The 247-nt window shown below is 47.0% G+C and carries 2 tRNA genes; both read left to right on the forward strand.

Annotated features, from left to right (window positions below):
• Window positions 1-47: 47 nt before the first annotated feature.
• Window positions 48-124 (forward strand) — tRNA-Ile (locus IY230_RS00830).
• 21 nt (window positions 125-145) lie between these two features.
• Window positions 146-221 (forward strand) — tRNA-Ala (locus tag IY230_RS00835).
• The last annotated feature ends 26 nt before the right edge of the window (window positions 222-247 follow it).

Here is a 247-nt window from a genome sequence, read left to right on the forward strand (position 1 = left end):
AGACTTAAATGTCACTCAAACAAGTAACCACATATTAATAATAAGTGGGGCCTGTAGCTCAGTTGGTTAGAGCACTCGCTTGATAAGCGAGGGGTCGATGGTTCAAGTCCATTCAGGCCCACCATTAATAAAATACCAAATAATTGGGGCCTTAGCTCAGCTGGGAGAGCGCCTGCCTTGCACGCAGGAGGTCAGCGGTTCGATCCCGCTAGGCTCCACCAATAAAAATTAGGGTAACCTAATTGAG

It is taken from the genome of Acholeplasma laidlawii (genome assembly GCF_015709225.1).
GTDB lineage: Bacteria > Bacillota_I > Bacilli_A > Acholeplasmatales > Acholeplasmataceae > Acholeplasma > Acholeplasma laidlawii_A.